16 protein-coding genes are annotated in these 17,354 nt (G+C 69.0%); 8 read left to right on the top strand and 8 right to left on the bottom strand.

The window, feature by feature from the left end:
* From B0W80_RS31215 to B0W80_RS31200, 4 genes are all read left to right on the top strand, one after another.
* Window positions 1-638 (top strand): chloride channel protein (locus B0W80_RS31215; protein WP_179107066.1); only part of this gene is annotated, 638 nt, incomplete at its 5' end.
* A 62-nt stretch (window positions 639-700) separates the two neighbouring features.
* On the top strand, window positions 701-3,715 hold the full coding sequence (gene uvrA / locus B0W80_RS31210; protein ID WP_077003038.1) for an excinuclease ABC subunit UvrA: 3,015 nt from the start codon (window positions 701-703) through the stop codon (window positions 3,713-3,715).
* Between the two features lie 142 nt (window positions 3,716-3,857).
* Complete coding sequence (atpE, locus tag B0W80_RS31205) at window positions 3,858-4,100, top strand: F0F1 ATP synthase subunit C (protein WP_077003037.1); 243 nt, start codon at window positions 3,858-3,860, stop codon at window positions 4,098-4,100.
* Window positions 4,101-4,150: 50 nt separating this feature from the next.
* A complete protein-coding gene (locus B0W80_RS31200; RefSeq protein ID WP_077003036.1) occupies window positions 4,151-5,068 on the top strand; it encodes a DMT family transporter in 918 nt (305 codons plus the stop codon).
* Here the strand turns inward: B0W80_RS31200 and B0W80_RS31195 are convergent.
* Window positions 5,047-6,366 (bottom strand): tetratricopeptide repeat protein, encoded by a 1,320-nt coding sequence (locus tag B0W80_RS31195; protein WP_077003035.1) that lies wholly within the window; start codon window positions 6,364-6,366, stop codon window positions 5,047-5,049. The two genes, B0W80_RS31200 and B0W80_RS31195, sit on opposite strands and share 22 nt — an antisense overlap.
* 184 nt (window positions 6,367-6,550) lie before the next feature.
* On the opposite strand from B0W80_RS31195, the gene B0W80_RS31190 reads away from it, so the two are divergent.
* Window positions 6,551-7,510 carry a GlxA family transcriptional regulator gene (locus B0W80_RS31190; RefSeq protein WP_083745750.1) on the top strand — a complete coding sequence of 320 codons (960 nt, stop codon included), beginning with the start codon at window positions 6,551-6,553 and terminating at the stop codon, window positions 7,508-7,510.
* Between the two features lie 23 nt (window positions 7,511-7,533).
* On the opposite strand, the gene B0W80_RS31185 is transcribed toward B0W80_RS31190, so the two are convergent.
* From B0W80_RS31185 to gtdA, 7 genes are all read right to left on the bottom strand, one after another.
* Window positions 7,534-8,451, bottom strand: coding sequence for an acyl-CoA thioesterase II (locus B0W80_RS31185; protein WP_077003033.1), 918 nt, complete (start codon window positions 8,449-8,451; stop codon window positions 7,534-7,536).
* 84 nt (window positions 8,452-8,535) lie between these two features.
* On the bottom strand, window positions 8,536-9,882 hold the full coding sequence (locus B0W80_RS31180; RefSeq protein ID WP_077003032.1) for an FAD-dependent oxidoreductase: 1,347 nt from the start codon (window positions 9,880-9,882) through the stop codon (window positions 8,536-8,538).
* Entirely contained in the window at window positions 9,879-10,838 is a 960-nt protein-coding gene (locus B0W80_RS31175) for a tripartite tricarboxylate transporter substrate binding protein (protein ID WP_077003031.1), read from the bottom strand. Before B0W80_RS31175 ends, B0W80_RS31180 begins: the two co-directional genes overlap by 4 nt.
* A gap of 96 nt (window positions 10,839-10,934) precedes the next feature.
* Window positions 10,935-11,894 (bottom strand): tripartite tricarboxylate transporter substrate binding protein, encoded by a 960-nt coding sequence (locus tag B0W80_RS31170; protein ID WP_077003030.1) that lies wholly within the window; start codon window positions 11,892-11,894, stop codon window positions 10,935-10,937.
* A gap of 38 nt (window positions 11,895-11,932) precedes the next feature.
* Window positions 11,933-13,153 (bottom strand): 3-hydroxybenzoate 6-monooxygenase, encoded by a 1,221-nt coding sequence (locus B0W80_RS31165; RefSeq protein ID WP_077003029.1) that lies wholly within the window; start codon window positions 13,151-13,153, stop codon window positions 11,933-11,935.
* Between the two features lie 37 nt (window positions 13,154-13,190).
* The gene (locus B0W80_RS31160) at window positions 13,191-13,895 is read right to left on the bottom strand and encodes a fumarylacetoacetate hydrolase family protein (protein WP_077003028.1); all 705 of its coding nucleotides are present in this window, start codon (window positions 13,893-13,895) and stop codon (window positions 13,191-13,193) included.
* Between the two features lie 80 nt (window positions 13,896-13,975).
* The gene (gene gtdA / locus B0W80_RS31155) at window positions 13,976-15,046 is read right to left on the bottom strand and encodes a gentisate 1,2-dioxygenase (protein WP_077003027.1); all 1,071 of its coding nucleotides are present in this window, start codon (window positions 15,044-15,046) and stop codon (window positions 13,976-13,978) included.
* Window positions 15,047-15,193: 147 nt separating this feature from the next.
* Between gtdA and B0W80_RS31150 the strand changes: the two genes are divergently transcribed.
* The 3 genes from B0W80_RS31150 to B0W80_RS31140 form a co-directional block, all read left to right on the top strand.
* Window positions 15,194-16,111 carry a LysR family transcriptional regulator gene (locus tag B0W80_RS31150; protein WP_077003026.1) on the top strand — a complete coding sequence of 306 codons (918 nt, stop codon included), beginning with the start codon at window positions 15,194-15,196 and terminating at the stop codon, window positions 16,109-16,111.
* A 48-nt stretch (window positions 16,112-16,159) separates the two neighbouring features.
* A complete protein-coding gene (locus B0W80_RS31145) occupies window positions 16,160-16,606 on the top strand; it encodes an acyl-CoA thioesterase (protein WP_077003025.1) in 447 nt (148 codons plus the stop codon).
* A 275-nt stretch (window positions 16,607-16,881) separates the two neighbouring features.
* Window positions 16,882-17,354: HAMP domain-containing protein (locus B0W80_RS31140; protein WP_143684858.1), on the top strand; the 473-nt coding region annotated here is incomplete at its 3' end.

Genomic DNA, 17,354 nt, shown 5'->3' with positions numbered 1-17,354 from the left:
CGGGCGGGCTGTTTTCGCGCCTGATGGCGGCATCGCTGACCGGCGCGCCGAGCCGCCTCAACCGCCTGCGGGCACGCTGGCCGCTGTGGTTCGCCGCGGCGGGCGGCCTGCTGGTCGCGGTGATCGGCCTTGCGACCGGCGGCGTGACTTTCGGCGCCGGCTCCGAAACGGTGAAGGCCATGCTGGCCGGCCACGAGACGCTGTCGCCGCTCGAAACCCTGCTCAAGTTCGTCGCCACCTGGCTCACCGCCTGGTGCGGCGTGCCGGGCGGCATCTTCGCGCCCGCGCTGACCATCGGCGCCGGCATCGGCAACAGCGTGTCGCAGTTGATCGACGGCGGCCTCGGCCCGGTGCTGATCGCGGTCGGCATGGCCGCTTTTCTGGCGGCAGTGACGCAGACGCCGCTGACCGCGTTCATCATCGTGATGGAAATGGTCGACGGCCAGTCGATGGTGCTGAGCCTGATGGCCTCGGCGATGATGGCCAGCCTGGTGTCTCGCATGCTCAGCCGGCCGCTGTACGAATCGCTCGCGGCGCACATGCTGGGCGTGGCGATCGGGTCACCCATGCCGGCCGCAGCGGCGGCCTCGGGCGTTGACCCCCTGCCGGAATCCGCCCAGACCCCCGGCAAGCCCTGAAATCGCCGTCGACTTATCATGCTCGGTTGTCCAGAAACGACCGACCCGTGAATTCCCCCTCCATGGACGGCACCGCCGGTGCCTATCTCGGCGCCGCGCTCGCCCAGCAGCGCATCAGCATCCGCGGCGCGCGCACCCACAACCTGAAGAACGTCGACCTCGACATCCCGCGCAACAAGCTGGTGGTGATCACCGGCCTGTCGGGCTCGGGCAAGTCCAGCCTGGCCTTCGACACGCTCTACGCCGAGGGCCAGCGCCGCTACGTCGAGAGCCTGTCGGCCTATGCGCGGCAGTTCCTGCAGCTGATGGACAAGCCCGACGTCGACATGATCGAAGGCCTGTCGCCCGCGATCAGCATCGAGCAGAAGGCGACCAGCCACAACCCGCGCTCCACCGTGGGCACGGTGACCGAGATCCACGACTACCTGCGCCTGCTGTTCGCACGCGCCGGCACGCCCTTCTGCCCCGACCACGACCTGCCGCTGTCGGCGCAGACGGTGTCGCAGATGGTGGACGCCACGCTCGCCATTCCCGACGAGCCCCGGCTGATGATCCTCGCGCCCGTCGCGCGCGAGAAGAAGGGCGAGTTCGTCGAGCTCTTCGCCGAGATGCAGGCGCAGGGCTACGTGCGCTTCCGCGTCGACGGCCAGACCTACGAGTACAGCGAGCTGCCCAAGCTCAAGAAGACCGAGAAGCACGACATCGACGTGGTCATCGACCGCCTGCGTGCGCGCCCGGACATGCAGCAGCGCCTGGCGGAGAGCTTCGAGAACGCGCTGCGCCTGGCCGAGGGCCGCGCGATCGCGCTCGAGATGCCCGAAGGCGGCGCGACCAAGGAACACCTGTTCAACGCCAAGTTCGCCTGCCCGATCTGCCATTACTCGCTGGCCGAGTTGGAACCGCGCCTGTTCTCCTTCAATTCCCCGGTGGGCGCCTGCCCGAGCTGCGACGGCCTGGGCCACCGCGAGTTCTTCGACCCGCAGCGCGTGATCGCCTTCCCGACGCTCAGCCTGGCCAGCGGCGCCATCAAGGGCTGGGACCGGCGCAACGGCTACTACTTCAGCATGCTGGAAAGCGTGGCCAAGCACTACAAGTTCAACGTCGACACGCCCTTCGAGGAACTGCCCGCCTCGGTGCAGCAGGCCGTGCTCTTCGGCTCGGCCGAAGAAGAGATCAAGTTCAGCTACACCATGGAAAGCGGCCAGCAGGCCGGCAAGAAGCTGGTGCGCAAGCACGCCTTCGAAGGCGTGATACCGAACATGGCGCGGCGCTACCGCGAAACCGACTCGGCCATGGTGCGCGAAGACCTCTCGCGCTTTCGCAACCTGCAGCCCTGCCCCGACTGCGGCGGCACGCGGCTGCGGCGCGAGGCGCGCCACGTGTTCCTGGTCGACGAAGCCAACGGCAGCGCGCGCCGCATGGCCATCTACGAGATCAGCCGCGTCACGCTGCGCGAGAGCATGGAGTACTTCCACGGGCTGCACCTGCAAGGCGCCAAGGCCGAGATCGCCGACAAGGTGGTGCGCGAGGTCGGGCTGCGCCTCAAGTTCCTCAACGACGTGGGTCTCAACTACCTGAGCCTCGACCGCAGCGCCGAGACACTGTCGGGCGGCGAGGCCCAGCGCATCCGCCTGGCATCGCAGATCGGCTCGGGCCTGACCGGCGTGATGTACGTGCTCGACGAGCCCAGCATCGGCCTGCACCAGCGCGACAACGACCGGCTGATCGGCACCTTGAAACACCTGCGCGACATCGGCAACAGCGTGATCGTGGTCGAGCACGACGAAGACATGATCCATGCCGCCGACCACGTCATCGACATGGGCCCGGGCGCCGGCGTGCATGGCGGGCAGGTGATGGCGCAAGGCACCTACGCGCAGGTGGCCAGCCATCCCGATTCGCTGACCGGCCAGTACCTGTCGGGCGCGAAGAAGATCGCGGTGCCCGTGCGGCGCACGCCGTGGCTGCCGGTGATGGCCAAGGACAAGCCGGCCGAGCCGAAGAAGGCCTCGCGCTTTCCGATGAGCCCCGCCGCCGAGCGCCGCGCCGCGCGCGAGGCCGCGCACCTGGCCACGCAGACCGACCTGCAGGAGATCCGCGTGGTCGGTGCCACCGGCAACAACCTGCGCAACGTGAGCGTCGCCTTTCCGGTCGGCCTGCTGACCTGCGTGACCGGCGTCTCGGGCTCGGGCAAGTCCACGCTGGTCAACGACACGCTCTACGCAGCGGTCGCGCGCACGCTCTACCGCGCGCACGAGGAGCCCGCGGCGCACGAGGCGGTGGAAGGCATCGAGTATTTCGACAAGGTCATCAACGTCGACCAGTCGCCCATCGGCCGTACGCCGCGCAGCAACCCGGCCACCTACACCGGCCTGTTCACGCCCATCCGCGAGCTGATGGCCGAGACGAACACCGCGCGTGAGCGCGGCTACGGCCCCGGCCGCTTCAGCTTCAACGTGGCCGGCGGCCGCTGCGAGGCCTGCCAGGGCGACGGCGTGGTCAAGGTCGAGATGCACTTCCTGCCCGACGTGTACGTGCCCTGCGAGGTCTGCCAGGGCCAGCGCTACAACCGCGAGACGCTGGAGGTCCAATACAAGGGCCGCAACATCGCGCAGATCCTCGACATGACGGTCGAGGCCGCGCACGAGTTCCTGAAGGCCGTGCCGCCCATCGAACGCAAGCTGCGCACGCTGCTCGACGTCGGCCTGAGCTACATCAAGCTGGGCCAGTCCGCGACCACGCTGTCGGGCGGCGAGGCGCAGCGCGTCAAGCTGGCGCTCGAGCTCAGCAAGCGCGACACCGGCCGCACCCTGTACATCCTCGACGAGCCGACCACCGGCCTGCACTTCGCCGACATCGAGCTACTGCTGAAGGTGCTGCACCAGCTTCGCGACGCCGGCAATACCATCGTCGTGATCGAGCACAACCTCGACGTCATCAAGACTGCCGACTGGCTGATCGACATGGGCCCCGAGGGCGGTGCCGGCGGTGGGACGGTCGTCGGTGAAGGAACGCCGGAGGTGCTGGCGGCGAACGAGGCGAGCCATACGGGGCACTATCTGAAGCGGCTGCTGTAGATGGGGGCACGTGGCGGCGTCACCATGACCTCCCACGTCATCGACGCTGCACACCCGCTCTGGAACAGTGGATGCCAAGCCGGAACCACGGGGGTTTCGGTGGCAACCGGGCCTTCGTTTCGAAAGGCCACGAAAGAGCATCATGACTTCCAGCTTCGACATCCTCCCCCTCGCCGTCGCGCTCCTGATCGGCATCGCCGCGGTGGGCTCCTGCATCGGCATCGGCATCGTCGGGTCGAAGCTGTTGGAAGGCACGGCGCGGCAGCCCGAGCTGAAGGACACGCTGCAGACGCAGTTCTTCCTGATCGCCGGCGTGACCGACGGCGCCTTCATCATCGCCACCGGCATCGGGCTCTGGTTCGCGACCGCCAATCCGTTCCGCTGACCTGAAGGGCCTCCTGCGGGCTTCGGGCTCGCAGGACACAATGGCGGCCCATGCCTACGCTCTCACTGCGCCAGATCGCCCTGCTCGTTCCCCTGACCATCGTGTGGGGCATCAACTGGCCGGTGATGAAGCTGGGCGTGGCGGACTATCCGCCGCTCGCCTTTCGCACGCTGTCGCTCTGGCTCGGCCTTCCGGTGCTGGGACTGGCGCTCGTCGCGATGAAAGTGCCGTTTCGCATTCCGCGGCGGCATTGGCCCGAGCTGCTGTGGCTGGCGGCCACCAACATGTTCGTCTGGCACGCCTGCATGATCCTGGCGGTGAAGGCGCTGTCGAGTGGACGCGCGGCGATCCTGGGTTACACGATGCCGGTGTTCTCGGCGGTGATCGGTGCGGTGCTGTTTTCGGCCGTGCTCACGCGGCGCGGCTGGGTCGGTGTGAGCGCCTGTTCGCTGGGCGTGGCGCTGCTGCTGTGGCACGAGTTCACGCACCTCGCCGGCCGACCCGGCTATGTGGCGCTCGCATTGATGGCTGCCGCCACCTGGGCGCTGGGCACGCAGTTGCTGCGGCACACGCGCATCGACGTGCCCACGCTCACGCTCTCGTTCTGGATGACGGCGCTGACCGCGGTGGTGGTGACGCTGCTTACCGCCATGTTCGAGCGTCCGCAATGGCATGCGCCGGATCGCGCCGCCTGGGGCGCGATCCTCTTCAACGCGGTGCTGATCTTCGGCTTCGCGCACGCCACCTGGTTCTACCTGGCACGCGGCCTGCCGCCGGTCGCCTCCACGCTCAGCGTGATGCTGATCCCGGTGCTGGGCGTGTTCAGCGGCGCCGTGTGGCTGGGCGAAACCATCTACTGGCAAGACTGGGCGGCCGTCGCGCTGATGATGGTGGCCATCGTCTCAGTGCTGTGGCCGGCGCGCGCAGAAGCGCCTGGCAGCGGGGCTCAGGCCACTTCGAGCACCTGAGCTCGGCGCTCGACGGTGCCGCCTGTCCATGCGGGCTTGCGCATCGCGGCCTCGCTCGCGAGTGCGTCGTAGAGCGCCGAGTCGCCGGCGCGGCGTGCGGCCTCCATCGCGGTCAGGAAGATCAGGCTGCGCTGCGCCTGGCTGCCGCCGAAGCCGTGGGCGATCGGCAGCAAGGGCAGCAGCAGTTGCGCGCAGCGGGCATAGGCGCCGCTGCCGAAAGCCGTGACGGCGTCGCAGAGGGTGCCGGCCTCGTTCCACCAGGGCAGCGGTGCGCCGGTCGGCACCGCCTCGATGGCGGCGCTCGCCTGCGCGATGCGCGATGCCTCGCCGGCACCGACGAGTGCCAGCATCGCATGGGTATCGTTGAAGACCGACCAGCCCCAGGTGGCCTGCGCCTGCCAGCGCGCGGCCAAGGCTTCGAAGCGGCCGGCCACGTCCACGCCACGCAGGCCGAGCCGCCACAGCAGCGCGCTCGCATCGACCAGGTCGAGCGCCATCGCGGCCGGGCCGGGCGCGATGGCGCGGTCGTAGAGCGCGAGCGCGGATGCCTCGTCGCGGTTCGACAGGTGCATCAAGGCCAGGTGCCAGTGGTTGTGTACGGCCAGTGCGTTGTTCTGCTCCCAGTGGCGGGTTTCCTCGGTCAGCCAATGGATGCCTTCGGCCACGCGACCCTGCATCTCGTACACGTGGGCCACCGCGTGCACGGCCCAGGTGTCCTGCGGGTCGACCGCCAGGGCGCGGTGGCCCAGCCGCTCGGCGCGGGCGTACTCGTTGCACTCCTCCAGCCCGAAGGCATGCATGCCGAGCAAGTAGCCATACCCTGCATCGCCGGGCTGCCAGTGGACGAGCGCGCGGCCGATGCGGTCGCGCAGCATGGCCGGGCGGCCGAGCACCAGGTCGGCCATGTGGGTGAGCTGCAGCGCGAAAAGGTCGCGCGGATGGTCCACCAAGTGGCGGTCGAGCAGCCGGTTGGCACCGCCCATGTCGCCCTCGGCCCAGGGCCGCAGCGCCGCCAGCAGCGACTTCTCGCGTACGGTGGGACGGTGGCGGCTCGCGGCGGCGCGGCCAAGGCACTCGCGGGCGGCGGGCAGCAACTGGCCGTCGATGCCGCTCAACAAGAAGCCGGCCATCATCAAGTGGCCGGCGATGAAGTCCGGGTCCTGCGCCAGTGCCGGCTCCAGCACTACCACGGGGTCGAGCTGCAGGGTGTTGAAGAGCGCGAGCGCCTCTTCATAGGCGGCCGCCGAGGCCGGCTGGTCGGTGCCGAGCGCCTCGCCGCGCGCGTCGTGCTGGATCATGGTGGGCTCCTTGAATGAACGGCAGGAGAAGCGTAAGTTCGCGCTTGCCGAAGTCCCGCAGCCATACCCGCAACAAGCCTGACGATTCCGCCACCGATGGATTCCGTCACACCTTCACTGGGTGGCCTGCCCCAGATCGCCATCCTCGTGACGGCCCGAGACCTCGGCCTCGGTGGTGTACGGCATGTTCGACCTGTTCAAGTCCGCCGGCCGCGACTGGCCGATGGTGGTCGATGGACGCGAGGGGCCCGCGCTGATGCAACCGGTGCTGGTGGCGCGGCAGGCCGGCCGGGTCGGCGCGGCCAACGGCGTGGGCATCGAGGCGCAGCACGCCCTCGACGACCTGCCTGCGCCGACCGCCGTGTGCGTGCCCGAGTTCATGATCGCGCCCTTCACCCCGCTCGACGGCCTGTTCGTGGAAGAAGCGGACTGGGTGCGGCGCTGCCATTCCGCTGGCTCGCTGGTCGCTACGGCGTGCTCCGGCGCCATGCTGCTCGGCGAGGCCGGCCTGCTCGACGGCGAGGACGCGACCACGCACTGGGCCTTCTGCGAGGTGATGCAGCGCCGCTACCCGCTGGCACGCGTGCGCCCGCAGCGCGCACTCGTCACGGCCGGAGAAGGCCAGCGCCTCGTCATGGCCGGCGGCGGCAGTTCGTGGATGGACTTGGCCCTGTACCTGATCGCGCGCTGCGTCGGCATCGAGGCCGCGATGCAGGTGGCCAAGCTCAACCTGATCGACTGGCACCACGGCGGGCAGCAGCCCTTTGCGCGGGTGTCGTGCACGCGGCAGGTGGAAGACGCGGCCATCGGCCGCTGCCAGACCTGGATCGCCGACCACTACGACCACGCTGCGCCGGTGGCCGCCATGACCGAACACAGCGGCCTCGCCGAGCGCTCCTTCCAGCGCCGCTTCAAGCTCGCCACCGGCATGACGCCGCTCGAGTACGTGCAGACGCTGCGCATCGAAGAAGCCAAGCACCTGCTCGAAACCACGCAGGCGCCGATCGAGGCGATCGCGGGGGAAGTGGGTTACGACGATGCGGCCTTCTTCAGCCGGCTGTTCCGGCGTGCCGTGAGCCTGAGTCCGGCGCAGTATCGGCGGCGCTTCGGGGGGATGCGGGCGTCGCTGGCCGGGCCGCACTGAAGCGGCCGCGGCCCGGCGCGGCGTCAGATCGGCGCCGACCCGCCCGCGCTCGGCACCGGCATGCCTTCGCGCCAGACGCGCAGCATGCCCTCCTGCGCCGTCGAGGCGACCAGGCGGCCGTCGGGGGTGAACAGGCTGCCGCGGCACAGGCCGCGGGCGCCGCCGGCGCTGGGCGAATCGATCACGTAGAGCAGCCAGTCGTCCATGCGGAAATCGCGGTGGAACCACATGGCGTGGTCGAGGCTGGCGGGTCGCACCTGGCCGCCGATGAAGCTCAGGCCATGCGGCAGCACGGCGGCGCGCAGCAGGCCGTGGTCGGAGGCATAGGCCAGCAGTGCGCGATGCACGATCGGGTCGTCGGGCAGGGGCGCGATGGCGCGCATCCAGATGGCGCTTTCCGCCGGGCGCCGCGCCGGCGTCATCATGTCGTCAGGCTCCGTGCGGCGGTATTCGATGCCGTGCGGCAGCAAGGCCTTGGCGCGCCAGCGCTCGGGCAGGCGGTCGCCGAGCGCGCGGCGCTGGTCCAGCTCGCTGGGCAGGCCCTCGGGGCCGGGCATGGCGGGCATCGCGAGCTGGTGCTCCACGCCCTGGTCCACGGTCTGGAAGGACGCCGACATCTCGAAGATGATGCGCTCGCCCTGGCGTGCCACCACGTGCCGGGTGGTGAAGCTGCGGCCATCGCGCACGCGGTCCACCTCGTAGTCGATGGGTGCATGCTCACCGGGCAGCAGGAAGTAGGCATGCATCGAATGGATCGGCCGGTCGGCATCGACCGTGAGGCTCGCCGCCATCACCGACTGGCCGAGCACCTGGCCGCCGAAGACGGCGGGCGTGCCGATGTCCTCGCTCTGGGCGCGGAATCGGTCCGCACCCAGCGGCTCCAGTTGCATCAGGTCGACGAGGTCGCCGACGAGGCGGGCGGCGGTGGCGGGATCGGTCATCTTGGAAAGCGGTCGCGGCAGCAGAAGCCGATGACGATAGCAAAGAGCCGGCCCGGCGGCTGTCGCCGCGCTGTCAGCAGATCCCTAGCGGTCCAGATCGGCGCCGTCCGCGGCCAGCTTCTTCTGCAGCGCCGGCACGTCGACCTCGTCGAAGCGCGTGCTGCCCAGCGAGGCCGCTGCGGTGCCGGCTGCCTGCCCCATGACGAAGCAGCCGCCGCTCGCACGCGCGGCCGACTGGCCTTCGTGCGTCATCGAGGCGCAGCGGCCGGCCACCAGCAGGTTGTCGACGCCGCGCGGCACCAGCATGCGCCAGGGCAGCTGGTTGTAGGTGCGCGCATCGTCGCGCGGGAAGGCCCACTCGATCTTGCCGGCCGCGTGCATCTCCATCGGCCAGGCGTTGATGCCGATGCTGTCGTCGAAGCGCGCGGACGACAGGATGTCCTCGCCGTCGAGCGCGTAGAGGCCTTCGATGCGCCGCGTCTCGCGGATGCCGACCTGCGGCGCGATCTCGACGATGGCCGACTGCGCGAAGCCCGGCACCTCGGCCTTGAGAAAGCGGAAGTACTCGACGATCTGGCGCCGGCCTTCGATTTCGCCGTCGCTGAGCTCGCGCGCGTCGACGCCGTTCATGGCATCGCCCTTGGCATTGCGGATCTGCGTGACGTTGGCGCGCCACTCGCGCGGATCGATCTGCGGACGCAGGATCGCACCCTCGCGCGGAAATCGGTAAGCGTTCGGACTGCGTTCGAGCGCCTGGGCCATCAAGTCGTTGATGGCCTTGAACTCGCCCACCGCGGCCAGCGCGCTCGGCGCGTCGACGTGCCCCACGCGGAACATGGTCGACGGAAAGAGGCCGCTCCCATGGCCGTCGCCTACCGCGAAGGGCACGCCGGCGAAGGCGGCCACGTCGGCATCGCCGCTGCCGTCGATGAAGGCATTGGCGCGGATGGCCAAGCGACCCGATTTCGTTTCGACCACCAGTGCCGAGATGCGCCGGCCGTCCATCAGCACCGCTGCGGCCAGCGCGTGGAACAGCAGGTCCACGCCCGCATCGAGCAGCAGCTGGTCGGCCGCGCACTTGTAGACCGAGGTGTCGTAAGACCGCACGCGGATGCGGCCCTGCATGCCGTCCTGCGGCTTGTTCAGGCCGCCCAGCGCATCGATGCGCGCCAGCAGCTCGTCGGCCACGCCGTGCACGAGCTGCGTCATCTGGCCGCCACGCTTGCCGTACAAGCCGGCGAAGTTGGTGACGCCGCCTGCGGTGCCCATGCCGCCAAGGAAGCCGTAGCGCTCCACCAGCAGCGTGCGCGCGCCATGGCGCGCCGCGCTCACGGCCGCCGCGATGCCGGCAGGCCCGCCGCCGACCACGACCACGTCGTATTCGCCGAAGACCGGCAGGCTGCGTTGCGGCTCGATGACGGTGGCGGTCATTGCAGCTTGATGCCTTGGGTGGAGATGATCTTGCCCATGAGCGCCGCCTCTTCCTTGACGCGCGTGCGCATGCCGTCCGGCGACGTGCCGACGGCCTGCCAGCCTTGCTCGAACAACTTCTGCCGCACCTCGGGCGACTTCATCACGATCGCGAGTTCGCGCGTGATGCGGTCCTGCGCCTGCTTCGAGAGATTGGCCGGGCCCAGCAGCGCGGTCCAGACCTCGAGATTGAAGTCCTTCACGCCCGCATCGGCCAGCGGCGGCAGCTCGGGCACCAGTGCGCTGCGCCCGCTGGTCACGCCGATGGCCTTGACCTTGCCGGCCTTGACCTGCGGCATCGCGACGCCGGGCGGAATCAACGCCAGCTGAATCTGGTTGCCGATCAGGTCGGTCATGACCTGCGGGTTGCCCTGGTAGGGCACGTGCACCGCCTTCACGCCGGGCACGCGGCCCTTGAGCAGCTCCATGCCCAGGTGGCCGACCGAGCCGACGCCCACCGAGCCGTAGCTCCACTTGTCGCCACCCTGCCGGGCCGCATCGAAGAAGGCCGCGCCGCTCGGCAGGCTGTTCTGCGCGACCACCACCAGCGGCGCGGTGGTCAGCAGCGAGAGGTACGTGAAGTCCTTGATCGGGTCGTAGGGCAGCTTGGGGTACAGCATCTTCGACGAGGTCAGGTTGCCGTTGATCACCACGCCGATGGTGTGATCGTCGGTGGCCTTCGCCACCTGGTCGGCCGCGATGTTGCCGGAGGCACCCGGCTTGTTGTCGACCACGATCGGCTGACCCAGCGCCTTCGACAGCGGCTCGGCGATGGTCCGCGCGGCGATGTCGGGCGTCGACCCGCCAGGGAAGCCGACCACCAGCCGCACCGGCTTGGTGGGCCAGCTCGACTGGGCGGCAGCGGCGAGCGGGAGGGCGCAGGCGGCGATCAGGAGGGCTCTCTTGGACAGGTGCATGGATGAAACGGAATGGAAGGATGGAAGGAGCGAAGGATAAGGCCGACCTGTGACCCGACGCGCCGCGCGGTAACGAGCCGGCGTGACGCCGGTGCCCTACTCCAGACTGATATTCCCCCGCCGCACAAGCTCCCCATACACCTTCGACTTCGACTCGGCCTGCCGCCGGATCTCATCAGGCGACCAGGCCAGCGGCTCGAAGGCGAAGGTGTCGAAGCGGGCGCGGATGTCGGGGTCGGCGATGACCTTGGCGACGTCGGCGTTGATCTTGGCCTGGATGGCCGGGGGCACGCCCTTCGGCGTGAGGATCGACACGAAGCTGTTGACCTCCAGCCCCGCCGGTCCGCCCGACTCGGCCATGGTGGGCACGTCGGGCATTTGCGGCACGCGCTTGGGCGTGGCGACGGCGATGTAGCGCAGCTTGCCGGCCTTGTAGATGCCCTGGCTCGACGGAATGCTGGCATAGGCCCACGGCACCTCGCCGCTGCCCACGTTCGCGTAGAGCTGCGAGACCTCGCGGTAGGGCACGTGCTGCATCTGCACGCCGGTCAGCGCCTCGAGCTGCTGGGCGCCCAGGTGGCCCGGGCTGCCCACGCCCCAGGATCCGTAGCTCACCGGGCCGGCCTTGGCGGCGGCGATCAGGTCGCCCATGTTCTTCCACTTCGAATCGGCGGGAACCGCCACGAAGAAGGGCGTGCGGAACAGCGAGGCCACCGGGTCGAAGTTCTGCAGCGTCACGAAGTTGCGCGACTTGTACAGGTGCGGCAGCGCGGCGATGTGCTCGCTGTCGAGCTGCAGCAGCGTGTAGCCGTCGGGCGCGGCGCGCTTGGCCTGGTCGATGGCGATGAAGCCGCCGCCGCCGGGCTTGTTGTCCACCACCACGCGCTGGTTCCAGAGCCGGCCGAGCTTGTCGGCGACCAGGCGCAGCACGGCGTCGGGGCCGCTGCCGGCGGCGAAGGGCGTGATCAGCGTGACGGGCTTGCTCGGGTAGTCGGACTGCGCCAGCGTGCCCGTGGCGACGAGGATGCCGGCGAGCAGCGAGAGGGTGCGTTTCATGAAGTCGTGTCTCCTGGTGGCTTGTCGAAAGAAAAAGCTCAGGCCGCCGCGCGGCGCGCGTCGCCGAGGCAGTTCGCGGGGTTCCACGCGTACAGCCACTCGACGGCATCGTAGAAGCGTTCGGGTGTGCGCCCGGGCCACAGGCTGTTGCGCACCAGTCGCTCCACGCCCTTGGCATGGTAGAGGCGCCCCATCTCGCGCACCGACAGCACCACGCGGGCCGTCCGCGCCACGCGGGCCGACGAATAAAGCTGGAATGCCGCATTCAGGTCGTGGTCGCAGGCCTCGACGGCAGCACCCAGCGTGACGGCGTCTTCCAGCGCCATGCAGGCGCCCTGCGCAAGGTACTGCATCATCGGATGGGCCGCGTCGCCCAGCAACGTGGCGGGGCCCTGGCTCCAGTTCGCGACCGGCTCGCGGTCGGCGGTGCTCCAGCGGCGCCACGAGGTGGGCCGGTCGAGCAGCTGGCGCGGCCTCGCGTGGATGCCGTCGAAGTACGACAGCACCTCTTCCTTGTTGCCGTCGGTCACGCCCCACTCCTCCTCGTCGCGGCTGTGAAAGGTGACGACCAGGTTGTACTGCTCGCCATGGCGCAGCGGGTAGTGCACCAAGTGGCAATCGGGGCCGGCCCACACGACCGGCGCATTCCAGCGCAGGTCTTCGGGCATGTCGGCCGCCGGCACCACCGCGCGGTACACCACGTGGCCCGACACGCGCGGCGCATCGCCGACGAGCGCCGCGCGCACCACCGACTTGACGCCGTCGCAACCGACGATGGCATCGGCCGAGAAGCGCCGGCCGTCGCGCGTGATGGCCGTCACGCTGCGCCCGCCGACGTCGAGATGCTCCACCTGTGCCGAGGTGTGGAAGCGGATCAGCGGATGCTGCTTCACGGCTTCATGGATCGCGCCGTGCAGGTCGGCACGATGGCTCACGGCATACGGGTTGCCGAAGCGCGCACGAAATGCCTCTCCGACGGGGACCGACGCCACCTCGCTGGCGTCCACGGCGTCCATCATCACCAGCCGATCGGTGAACACGGAGCCGCGGCGAACGGCCTCGCCGACACCCAGCGCGTCGAGCGCGGCGAAGGCATTCGGGCCCAGTTGCAGGCCGGCGCCGATCTCTCCGATGGCGCTGCTCTGCTCCAGCAGGTCGATCGAGATGCCCAGGCGCGCCAGCGCCAGTGCCGCCGCCATGCCGCCGATGCCGCCGCCGACCAGCAGCACGGACGGTTTGTTCTGTCGTGGAGTGCCCATGACATTCGTCTCCGGTGTGTTCGAACGCGCCGGGCGCTCAGTCGACGCGAACGGAGATCGACGCCAGGCCGTCGATGGCCACCGTCATCGTCTGACCGCGCTGCACTGCGCCCACGCCTTCGGGCGTGCCGCTGAAGATCACGTCGCCGGGCTGCAGCGCGAAGAGAGTCGACAGGTTGGCGATGACCTCGTTCACCGACCAGATCAGGTTGCGGATGTCGCTCTTCTGCCGCGTCTCGCCGTTCACCTCGAGCGTGATAGCGGCGCCGTCGATCTCGCCGCCGTCGGCGAAGCGGCGCACCGGTCCGATGGGCGCCGAGAAGTCGAAGGCCTTGCCGATCTCCCACGGCCGGCCGGCTTCGCGCATCTTCATCTGCAGGTCGCGGCGCGTCATGTCCAGGCCCACGGCGTAGCCGTAGATGTGCCTGGCAGCGTCCTCGACGGCGATGTCGCGGCCGCCTTTGCCGATCAGCACCACCAGCTCGGCTTCGTAGTGGTAGTTGGCGGTCTGGTCCGGATAGGGAATGCCGACCGTCTCGCCTGCCGGCACCGGGACGATGGACGCGTCGTCGTTGGGCTTGCAGAAGAAGAAGGGCGGCTCGCGATCGGGGTCGAAGCCCATCTCTCGGGCATGGGCCGCGTAGTTGCGGCCCACGCAGTAGACCCGGCGCACGGGGAACAGGTCGGAGGTGCCGGCGACGGGAAGACCGACGGTGGCGGGGGGCGTGACGACGTAGGACATGGAAAGCTCCTGCCGCGGGTGGCGGCACGTGGGTTCATCAAAACAAGAAAGCGGATGCCGGGCCCAGCCCGGCGCGGGGATCAGGCGTCCTGCAGGAAGGCTTCGCGCAAGATGCCCATGGCCTGCTGCACCGGGCGGTCGGAGAAGCTGAAGAGCACGGCGTCTTCTTCCGCCGAGAGCCGCAGCGGCGCCCACGACGGCACGACGAAGGTGTCGCGCGGACCGAAGTCGAAGCGCTGGCCACCGATCTCGGCCGTGCCGCGGCCTTCGACCACGCTGTACACCGTGCCGTCGGTGGCGCGATGCGTCTTGCCGGCGAAGCCCTGGGGCAGCAGTTGCAGGTTCGTGCCGATGGTGGGCATCGGCGCGCCGCCGGTCAGCGGATTGATGTAGCGCAGCTTGTGCCCCAGCCAGGCGTCGGGCGCCTCCTGCTTCTGCAACTGGGCCAGGGCCTCGCGGCTGCGGGCGTACGGGTAGTTGAAGATCGGCGACGTGGGCGAAACATGGTCGTGCCGCACCGGCACCATGTTGTGGCCGAAGCGCGCCAGGCTGTTGCCCTCGGGCTTGGCGACGTGCTGCACCTTGGCATCGTCGTTCTCGGCGAAGCCCGCGTCGAAGAAGCGCAGCATCGGAATGTCGAGCCCGTCGAGCCAGACCACCGGCTCGGTGACGCCCCCGATGCCCTCGTTGCCATGGTCGTGCCAGGCCCACGATGGCGTGATGATGAAGTCGCCCGGGAACATGGTGGTGCGCTCGCCGCCCACGGTGGTGTAGGCCCCCTTGCCATCGACGATGAAGCGCAGCGCGGACTGCACGTGCCGGTGCGAAGGCGCGACCTCGCCCGGCATGATGAGCTGCAGCCCGGCGTAGATCGACTGGGTGATCGACGAGCGGCCCGGAATGGCCGGGTTCTCCAGCACCAGCACGCGGCGCACGGCTTCCTCGGCCGTGATCAACGTGGCCGATTCCATCAGCAGCGGCTTGATTTCGTCGTAGCGCCACAGGGCCGGCACGCACGGCGTCTGCGGCTCGCGCGGCACCAGGGCATGCAGCGACTCCCACAGCGGCGTGAGGTGCAGCGGGCGAATGCGCTCGTAGTAGTCGCGACGTTCGGCGGCGCTGCCAGCCTGGGCGTGAGGGGCGGTGTTCATGCGGGGTGTCTCCGGAGCGGTGCGCCGGTGTGGCGCCTTGGGAACGCATTGTTCGCCTGCCCCACTATTTGCTCAAGACCCATGGCCAATACCCGCCATCTCGTTTTTCGATAATGTGTGCCGCACGTGCAGCGACAAGGAGCAACCATGGCCAAGCTCGACCTCGAATGGCTCGCCGTCTTCGACGAGATCTACAAGACCGGCAGCGTCTCGAAGGCGGCCGAGCGCCTGGGGCTGGCGCAGGCGGCAGCCAGCACCATGCTCAACAAGCTGCGCGCGCACTTCGACGACCGCCTCTTTTCGCGCACGGCGCAGGGCATGCAGCCCACGCCCTATGCGCAGCGCATGCTGCCGCACGTGCGCGAGGCGATCGCGCAAATCGAGCAGGCCCGCGGCAGCCGCGGTGGCTTCGATCCGGCGCAGGCGCGCCGCAACTTCCGCATCTGCATGACCGACATCAGCGAGGTGGTGCTGCTGCCCGCGCTGATCGACCACCTGCGCCGCACCGCGCCGGGCGTGCACCTCGAGACCGAGATCATCAACACCGACAGCGGCCGACGCCTGGCCGACGGCGAGGTGGACCTGGCGGTCGGCTTCATGCCGCAGCTCGACGCGGGCTTCTACCAGCAGACCTTGTTCATGCAGAAGTTCGTGTGCATGGCCGCACGCGCGCACCCGCGCATCGGCGAGCGGCTGACGCGCAAGCGCTTCGAGGCCGAGGCGCATGCGGTGATTTCTTCCTCTGGCACTGGCCATGCCATCGTCGACAAGACCTTGGCCCGGCTGGGCCTCGAGCGCGACGTGGTGGTGGCGCTGTCCAGCTTCCTGAGCGTGGCGCGCATCGTGGCGCACACCGAGCTGATCGTGATCGTGCCGCGCATCCTGGGCGAAGTGCTGGTGACGCAGGAGCCTGTGAAGCTGCTCGAGCCGCCCTTCACGCTGCCGCCCTATGCGGTCAAGCAGCACTGGCACGAGCGCTTCCATGCCGACCCGGGCAATGCCTGGCTCCGGCGCACGGTCGCGCAGCTTTTTTCGGGGACGAAGGGGCCGCCGGGCGCCGCATAATCCGCGGGCGCTTTTTCCCACGAATCCTTATCCGCACGAGGCCGCCCCATGAGCTCCATCACCCTGCGCTTCCTCGCCGAACCCAGCACCGTCAATTTCGGCGGCAAGGTGCACGGCGGCACTGTCATGAAGTGGATCGACGAGGCCGGCTACGCCTGCGCCACCAGCTGGTCCAAGCGCTATTGCGTGACGGTGTTCATCGGCAGCATCCGCTTCCACCACCCGATCATGATCGGCGACCTGGTCGAGGTCGAGGCCAAGCTGGCCTACACCGGCACCAGCAGCATCAACATCGCGGTCGAAGTGCGCAGCGGCGACATGAAGGGCGGCGAGATGCAGAAGACGGCCGAGTGCCTGATCGTCTTCGTCTCGGTCGATTCGCACGGGCGGCCGCTGCCGGTGGCACCGTATGCGCCCGCCACGGATGAGGCCAAGTCGCTGGCCTCGAAAGCCAAGGCGCATCTCGAGGCGTCTCGCGCGGCCGGTCTGGCCTGAGTCTTTACCGAAGTCTTCACGTCCCAGCGTTGCTGCAGGGGCCTTCGCCCCTTGAGCTTCGCCCCTTGAGACCACGGCCTGTGATCTCAAGCGCACTATCGACGTCAATAAGGCCTGGGCGTCCTGACCTCCAATGCCGTAGCCCCTGCTGAGCGATACAACCTTTGTACGTCTCGTCTGACGTCGATTCGGGAAAGCGGTCGATACACTGCCTCGAGCACCCCTGCTTCACGGGCGCCGGCAGCGACCCATCCCGACAACGACGGAGGCGATAGATGAACGTCCTGGATAAATCCATCGCGACCGGGTCGCTGGAAGAGATGGCGATCCTGCTGGACGCGCTCACGCGCCTGCGCAAGGGCGATGCCAGGGTTCGCCTGCCGGTGCACTGGACGGGGCTGTCGGGCAAGGTGGCCGACGTCTTCAACGACGTGGTCGAGCAGAACGCGATGCTCGCTGCAGAACTGGTGCGGTTGCGCCAGGTGGTGGGCCGCGAAGGCAAGCTCAAGGAGCGGGCGGCGCTCGGCGCGGCGCGCGGCTTCTGGGGCGAATCGGTGGACTGCGTCAATGCGCTCATCGACGACCTGGTCCACCCCACCACCGAAGTGGCGCGCGTGATCGGCGCCGTGGCGCAGGGCGACCTGTCGAAGAGCATGGCGCTCGACGTCGACGGGCGGCCGCTCGAAGGCGAGTTCCTGCGCACGGCCAAGACCATCAACAAGATGGTCGAGCAGCTCGGCAACTTCTC

The organism is Variovorax sp. KK3, assembly GCF_001984055.1.
Lineage (GTDB): Bacteria > Pseudomonadota > Gammaproteobacteria > Burkholderiales > Burkholderiaceae_C > Variovorax.
This window is presented reverse-complemented; position numbering and strand designations above follow the sequence as displayed.